We start from the raw sequence: 7,189 nt of genomic DNA, 5'->3' as shown, positions 1-7,189 counted from the left end.
GGCAAGCCGGTGGTGATCCTGCCAGGCTTTCCGACCTCGGCGATGTTCACCTTCCACGACATGATCGTGCCGGCGCTGCGCAAGATGGCTGGATTGCCCCCGCGCTCTGATGCCAAGGTGAGTGCGACCGTGCCGGTACGCATTGCCTCCGAGCTTGGCCGTACCGAGTTCATCATGGTCTCGCTGGTCGAGGGCAAGGACGGGCTGATCGCCTACCCTTCCGGCAAGGGCTCAGGTGCGATCACATCCTTCGCGCAGGCCGATGGCTTTCTGCGCATCGATGCGCTCGCCGACCAGATGCCGGCGGGGACGAAGGCCGAGGTGACGCTGTTCACGCCGCATGTGCGGGTGCCTGATCTCGTCATCGTCGGCAGCCATTGCACCGGCCTCGATCTCGTCACCGCGCCGCTCGCCCATGCGGGCCTCACTGTGCGCTCGATTGCCGTTGGCAGTCTCGGGGGCCTGGCGGCGGCCAAGCGCGGCGAATGCGATCTCGCGCCGATCCATCTGTTCGACGACAAGACGGAGACCTACAACGCGCCGTATCTCGTCGAGGGGCTCGAGCTCGTGCCGGGATGGCGGCGGATGCAAGGCATTGTCTTCCGCAGGGGGGACAAGCGTTTCGAGGAGCTCGGCGCAAAGGAGGCCGTTGCTGCCGCGGTCGCCGACCCCGCCTGCATCATGGTCAACCGCAACCAGGGCGCCGGCACGCGTATCTTGATCGACCGCCTGCTCGGCGGAGCGCGCCCGGAAGGCTATTGGAACCAGCCGCGCTCGCACAACGCGGTTGCAGCGGCCGTCGCGCAGCACCGTGCGGACTGGGGCATGACCATTGCGCCGGTCGCCCATGCGGCCAATCTCGGTTTCATTCCGTTCGCGGAAGAGCATTATGATTTTGCCTTGGTGACCTCGCGCAAGCAGCGTCCGGCCGTGCAGGCTTTTCTCGATGCGCTCGGCTCGGATGAGGCGCGTGCGGCGCTGCAGCGAGCCGGATTCCGGCGTGCCTAGACGACCGAGCCGATGCCGTTGGCTTGAGCGGCGCGCTCTCTCGCGCATTCCCGCTCCTCGGCTTCCGCAAGCGCACGCTGCGCTGCCGGTGGCAGCGGCTTCGGGTCCGACGGGACGTCGACGATTTTGTCGCTGCCCGTGGCCTGTTGGCCCAGCCGCTTGGTGCTGTCGATTGCTTTCGAGAGATCGAACACGAAATCGACGACCGCGAATATGGCATTCAGAAGAGAGTCGGCCATGGCTGATCCGGAGTGCGCCCCGATCAGTAGTCGCAGCTCGTCTCCATCCGGTTCGATGATCCGTTAAATGCTAGGATGCCGCATCCAGTGCCGCGAGACGCTCGGCTGCAGTGATGTCCTCCACCGTGTTCGCATTGAAGAACGGATCGAGCGGCTCGGCCGGCCATGTTACTGTCGCAAGCGGATAGCGCGCGGTCCAGCGGTCGATCTTGCGGAGATCCTCGACGACCAGGGCGTGGCGCAGCTCGTCGCGCAACGCGACGCGCCACAGGCCAATCACCGGATGCGACTGGTCGCCCGAGGCGGCGACCGCGAGCTGCGCGTTCTCCCGCGCCCGCGCCGCGTGGAGCCGCGCGACGAGGTCACGTGGCAGGAACGGGCAGTCCCCGGCGGCGCTGAGCACCCATTCGATCTCCGGTCGGTTTGCTGCGGTCCAGTCCAGTGCGGCCAAAATGCCGGCGAGCGGACCGGGGAAGCCGGGCACGTCGTCGGCAACAACCTGCAAGCCGAATGCAGCGAAACGCGCTGGGTCGCCATTCGCGTTGAGGATCAGTCCATCGCACTGGGGCGACAGGCGCGCGATCACGCGCTCCAGAATGGTGCGGCCGCCGATGGTGCGCATCGGCTTGTCACCACCGCCCATGCGACGTGCCAGGCCGCCGGCGAGCAGCACGCCAAGAGTCGGTGGAAGGCCCGTTGGCGGAATGCTAGTCGTCACCACTTTCGCCCTTGCGCTTGTGCCTCGCTGATTCCTCTTCGACGTAAGCGAGGTTCTGGTCGTAGACGATCCGCTCCTCGCCGGCGAGTGCGATGAAGCGCTTGCCGCGGGTGCGTCCGACCAGCGTCAGGCCGACTTGCCGCGCGAGATCGACGCCCCAGGCAGTGAAGCCGGATCGCGACACCAGGATCGGAATGCCCATGCGTACGGTCTTGATCACCATCTCCGAGGTGAGGCGGCCCGTGGTGTAGAGGATCTTGTCGCCGGGATCGACGCCGTGGCGGTACATCCAGCCTGCGATCTTGTCGACCGCGTTATGGCGGCCGACATCCTCGGTGTAGCAGAGCGGCTCGCCTTCCTTGCACAGTACGCAGCCATGGATCGCGCCGGCCTCGAGATAGAGCGATGGCATGGTGTTGATGGTTTGTGTCATCCGGTAGAGCCAGGAGGTGCGCAGCTCCGCCTTTGGCAGCGCGACGCTCTCGACCGCTTCCAACAGATCCCCGAAGGCGGTGCCCTGCGCGCAGCCGGAAGTCTGCGTGCGCTTCTTGAGCTTGGCTTCGAAATTGGTGTGGTGTGAGGTGCGCACGACAACGACCTGAAGGTCGTCGTCATATTGGACCTCGGTGACCGCGTCGTTGTATTTCAGCATGTTCTGGTTCAGCAAATAGCCGAGCGCCAGATATTCCGGATAGTCGCCGATCGTCATCATGGTGACGATCTCCTGGGAATTCAGGTAGAGCGTCAGCGGCCGCTCCATCGGCACCTTGATTTCGACCCTGGCGCCGGTCTGGTCAGTCCCGGTCACGCTCTGGGTCAGGCGCGGGTCGCCGGGGTCAGGGACAATCAGAGGCACCGGGGCCTTGTCGATCTTCATCATGGCCGCGACGTTAGCATGACATTCCCCGCAAGCCGATATAAGCATGCCGGGGAATGGGCAAAATGCCTCCGCTCGTCAGTGCGAGCGCATCAATCCGGAATCTTTCCGCGGAAGCAGTCTGGATTCGCTGCGCTCGCACTGACGGGGAGAGGCCGGAGGTTCCATCTGCTCGCGAGCCGGTGGCGGAGATCGAATGGTTATGAAAGTCATCGGCCTGGCAGGTTGGAGCGGAGCGGGCAAGACCACGCTGTTGACGCGGCTGATCCCGCATTTCAACGCGCAGGGCCTGCGCGTCTCCGTCATCAAGCATGCCCACCATCGGTTTGACGTCGACGTGCCCGGCAAGGATTCGTGGCGCCACCGCGAGGCCGGGGCGGCCGAGGTGCTGGTGGCGTCGTCGAACCGCTGGGCCTTGATGCACGAGTTGCGCGGCGCAGCCGAGCCGCGGTTGCCGGAACTTCTCGGCAAGCTGTCCGCGGTCGATCTCGTCGTGGTCGAAGGCTTCAAGCGCGAGCCGCATCGCAAGATCGAGGTGCATCGCGCCGCCAATGCCAAGCCGCTGCTGTTCCCCGATGATCCCGGCATTGTCGGGATTGCCACCGACGCTGCGGTTGAAACCCGGCTGCCGACCGTCCATCTCGATGACATCGAGGCTGTAGCGGCTCTCATGCTGCGTGCCGCGATACAGGTCGAGGATGCGATGGCAAGAAGCGCGGCGACGCGCTGACGAGGCACCATGGCACAACTGTCGGACGATTGCTTTGCTTTCGGCGGACCGATGATGTCGGTCGACGAGGCTGTTGGCCTGATCACGACCCGCGTCCACGCGATTGCCGACCTAGAGACGGTGGCGCTCGTGGATGCCGACGGGCGCGTGCTGGCGCGCGATATCGCGGCGCCGCTGCCGTTGCCGCCTTTCACCAACTCTGCCGTCGACGGCTATGCCGTCGGCGACGGGGATCTTCCGCAGGACGGGGAACAGGCCTTCCCGCTCGATGGCCGTATCCAGGCCGGCGGCCTTGCGCAGGCGCCGATCAAGCCCGGCCACACCGCACGCATTTTCACGGGCGCGCCGATGCCGCCGGGGGCCGGGACCGTGTTCATGCAGGAGGATGTCCGCATCGATGTATCAGGAAAGATCGTGCTGCCATCAGGGCTGAAGTCGGGTGCGAATGTCCGGCCGGCAGGCGAGGATATCCCCGTTGGCCAGATCGCGCTGCGAGCAGGCCTGCGACTGCGGCCGCAGCATGTTGCCCTTGCCGCCGCGTTTGGTCTGACCCGACTTGACGTGGTCAGGCGCATTCGTGTCGCCGTGTTCTCGACCGGCAACGAGTTGGCCTCGCCGGGCGAGACGCGTGCAGCCGCGCAGCTGTTCGATTCCAACCGTTTCATGCTGATGGCGATGCTGCGCCGGCTCGGCTGCGAGGTCTCCGATCTCGGCATTCTCCGCGACGAGCGTGCCTCGCTCGCGAACGGATTGAAACAGGTGGCGGGGCACCATGATCTGATCCTCACCACCGGCGGCGTCTCGACCGGCGAGGAGGACCACGTCAAGGCAGCGGTCGAGAGCGTCGGCTCGCTCGTGCTGTGGCGGATGGCGATCAAGCCCGGCCGGCCTGTGGCGATGGGCATCATCGGCGGCACGCCGCTGATCGGGCTGCCCGGTAATCCCGTCGCAAGTTTCGTCACATTCGTTCACGTGGTGCGGCCAACCGTGCTCGCGCTCGCCGGCAGCCTGCCGGAGCCGCTAGCGCCGATCCCGCTGCGTGCGGCGTTCACCTATAGGAAGAAGCTGGGTCGCCGCGAATATGTTCGCGCCTCCTTGCGCCGCGCACAGGATGGCGCGCTGGAGGCAATCAAGTTCCCGCGCGAAGGAGCAGGCCTGCTGTCGTCATTGGTGGAGACCGATGGCCTCATTGAACTCGGCGAAAATATCACGCGCGTCGAACCCGGCGACCTCGTAGGTTTCTTGTCCTACGCCAACCTGCTCTGAGTCCCTCGCGTTGACGCAAGCGATCCCTCCCGCCATGTTGCCCTGATGACCAGAACGACGCTTGATCTCACCGGGCTCAAATGCCCGTTGCCGGCCCTCAAGACGCGCAAGGCGCTGAAACCATTGCAGCCGGGCGATCAGCTCGAAGTCCACTGCACCGATCCCTTGTCGATCATTGACATTCCGAACCTGATCCGCGAGACGGGCGACACGGTGGAGATCACCGAGCGCAACGAGGCGCGCATCGTGTTCTTGATAGAAAAAGCGAATGGCTCGATAAAAAGCGCCAATGGTGCGCTGCGTTCTTAGGCGCGTTACTGCGCTGATACCGACCTTTTGTCTATCGACATCGATCCCGGCTTCTGCCCCAATTGACTTTGTCCGTGCCGGCGCGAAGGTTGAATCTTGCCCGCGATACGCGGATCAGCGGGCCACGCACGAAGCCGTCACATCGTATCGGGCATAGACTCCTGTTCGAGGGGTTAACTTTTCAGACATGCGTGACGGTCCTGGCGCGTGTTGGATGATTTTGCGGAGCAGCAGGGACCACAGCTGCGCCGCAATGGGCTGAGGAACAGGATCGTAGCGGCAGTCTCGCTCAGAAGGGCGACTGCAGGGGAGGAGTGCATGACGACAATCGAGAGCGCGGGAAGGATTTCAGGCGCTGGCGCAGGAATTTTCGATCGCGAACATACGGTCGCAAAGGCAGGCTTCAACCGCTGGCTGGTGCCGCCGGCTGCGCTCTGCATTCATCTCTGCATCGGCATGGCCTACGGCTTCTCCGTGTTCTGGCTGCCGCTGTCGCGCGCGATCGGCATCACGCAGAGCAAGGCCTGCCCGGACATCTCGCTGTTTCAGGAGCTGTTCACCACCACCTGCGATTGGAAGGTCGCGAGCCTGGGGTGGATGTACACGCTGTTCTTCGTGCTGCTCGGCGTCTCCGCCGCGATCTGGGGCGGCTGGCTCGAGCGCGCCGGCCCGCGCAAGGCGGGTGCCGTCGCGGCCTGCTGCTGGGGCGGCGGTCTTCTGATCGGCGCCTTCGGCGTCTATGTCCACCAGCTCTGGATCATGTGGCTCGGTTGCGGCGTGATCGGCGGCGTCGGTCTCGGCCTCGGCTACATCTCGCCTGTGTCGACGCTGGTGAAATGGTTCCCCGACCGTCGCGGCATGGCGACCGGCATGGCCATCATGGGGTTTGGCGGCGGCGCCATGATCGGCGCGCCCCTCGCCAACCTCCTGATCAACTATTTCAAGACGCCGACCTCGGTCGGTGTCTGGGAGACGTTCGTTGCGATGGGCATCATCTATTTCGTGTTCATGATGATCGGCGCGTTTGCCTATCGCGTGATCCCGGTCGGCTGGCAGCCCGAGGGCTGGACGCCGCCGAGCGAAAAGAAGTCGATGATCACCGAGCATCACGTGCATCTCGACAATGCGCACAAGACGCCGCAGTTCTGGCTGATCTGGTGGGTGCTCTGCCTGAACGTGTCGGCAGGCATCGGCGTGATCGGCATGGCCTCGCCGATGTTGCAGGAGATCTTCGCCGGCAAGCTGATCGGTCTGCCCGATGTAACTTTCAGCCAGCTCTCGACTGAGCAGAAGACCGTCATCGCCGGCATCGCGGCGGGCTTTGCCGGTCTGTTGTCGCTGTTCAACATCGCCGGCAGGTTCTTCTGGGCCTCGCTGTCCGACTATCTCGGCCGCAAGAACACCTATTACACGTTCTTCCTGCTCGGCATCGCGCTCTACGCGCTGGCGCCGACCTTTGCGGCAATGGGCTCGAAGCTGCTGTTCGTGGTCGGCTTCGGCATCATCCTGTCGATGTATGGCGGCGGCTTTGCGACCGTGCCTGCCTATCTCGCCGACATGTTCGGCACGCAGTTCGTCGGCGCCATCCACGGCCGTCTGCTGACGGCATGGTCGACCGCGGGCATCATCGGCCCGGTCGTGGTGAACTACATCCGCGAGTTCCAACTTGCCGCCGGCGTGCCGCGCGATCAGCTCTACAACACGACGATGTACATCCTCTGCGCCATGCTGATCGCCGGCTTGATCTGCAACTATCTGATCAAGCCCGTCGATCCCAAGTGGAACATGAGCCAGGAGGAGGTCACCCGCTTGCAGGCGGCCAGCGCGAAGAACGAAGCGGCGATCCAGCACGGCTCGTTTGGCATCGGCAGGGGCGGTCTGGATGCCAAGGCGGCGCTGTTCTGGGCTTTCGTCGGAGTTCCCTTGGCCTGGGGCGTCTGGAAGACGCTGGAGAGCGCGGTCAAGATCTTCTGATCGTAGTCCATGCCGCCGCGGAAGGTCACATGGCCTTCCGCGCGCATCTGTCGAATTGCTCAAGAACA

The 7,189-nt window shown here is 64.4% G+C and carries 8 protein-coding genes; 5 read left to right on the top strand and 3 right to left on the bottom strand.

Features of this window, described 5'->3' with window-relative positions; translation table 11 throughout:
* On the top strand, positions 1–1,008 hold a 1,008-nt coding region (locus AOQ71_RS47865), incomplete at its 5' end, for a substrate-binding domain-containing protein (protein WP_245316896.1).
* Here the strand turns inward: AOQ71_RS47865 and AOQ71_RS16160 are convergent.
* From AOQ71_RS16160 to AOQ71_RS16150, 3 genes are all read right to left on the bottom strand, one after another.
* The gene (locus AOQ71_RS16160) at positions 1,005–1,247 is read right to left on the bottom strand and encodes a hypothetical protein (RefSeq protein ID WP_057747737.1); all 243 of its coding nucleotides are present in this window, start codon (positions 1,245–1,247) and stop codon (positions 1,005–1,007) included. The genes AOQ71_RS47865 and AOQ71_RS16160 overlap by 4 nt on opposite strands.
* 70 nt (positions 1,248–1,317) lie before the next feature.
* On the bottom strand, positions 1,318–1,965 hold the full coding sequence (mobA, locus tag AOQ71_RS16155) for a molybdenum cofactor guanylyltransferase MobA (RefSeq protein WP_205668231.1): 648 nt from the start codon (positions 1,963–1,965) through the stop codon (positions 1,318–1,320).
* The gene (locus AOQ71_RS16150; protein ID WP_057747731.1) at positions 1,955–2,845 is read right to left on the bottom strand and encodes a formate dehydrogenase accessory sulfurtransferase FdhD; all 891 of its coding nucleotides are present in this window, start codon (positions 2,843–2,845) and stop codon (positions 1,955–1,957) included. The genes mobA and AOQ71_RS16150 overlap by 11 nt, the downstream gene beginning before the upstream one ends.
* Before the next feature lie 199 nt (positions 2,846–3,044).
* Here AOQ71_RS16150 and mobB point away from each other — a divergent pair, with 199 nt between their 5' ends.
* From mobB to AOQ71_RS16130, 4 genes are all read left to right on the top strand, one after another.
* Positions 3,045–3,572 carry a molybdopterin-guanine dinucleotide biosynthesis protein B gene (mobB, locus tag AOQ71_RS16145; protein WP_057747728.1) on the top strand — a complete coding sequence of 176 codons (528 nt, stop codon included), beginning with the start codon at positions 3,045–3,047 and terminating at the stop codon, positions 3,570–3,572.
* A gap of 9 nt (positions 3,573–3,581) precedes the next feature.
* Positions 3,582–4,838, top strand: coding sequence for a molybdopterin molybdotransferase MoeA (locus AOQ71_RS16140; RefSeq protein ID WP_057747725.1), 1,257 nt, complete (start codon positions 3,582–3,584; stop codon positions 4,836–4,838).
* Between the two features lie 45 nt (positions 4,839–4,883).
* Positions 4,884–5,147: a sulfurtransferase TusA family protein gene (locus tag AOQ71_RS16135; protein ID WP_057747722.1), complete on the top strand. Its 264-nt coding sequence runs from the start codon at positions 4,884–4,886 to the stop codon at positions 5,145–5,147.
* 318 nt (positions 5,148–5,465) lie between these two features.
* A complete protein-coding gene (locus tag AOQ71_RS16130) occupies positions 5,466–7,121 on the top strand; it encodes an OFA family MFS transporter (RefSeq protein ID WP_057747719.1) in 1,656 nt (551 codons plus the stop codon).
* The last annotated feature ends 68 nt before the right edge of the window (positions 7,122–7,189 follow it).

This window comes from Bradyrhizobium manausense, from assembly GCF_001440035.1.
GTDB lineage: Bacteria > Pseudomonadota > Alphaproteobacteria > Rhizobiales > Xanthobacteraceae > Bradyrhizobium > Bradyrhizobium manausense.
Note: the sequence above shows the minus strand (reverse complement) of the source record. Positions and strands in the feature narration are given on the sequence as shown.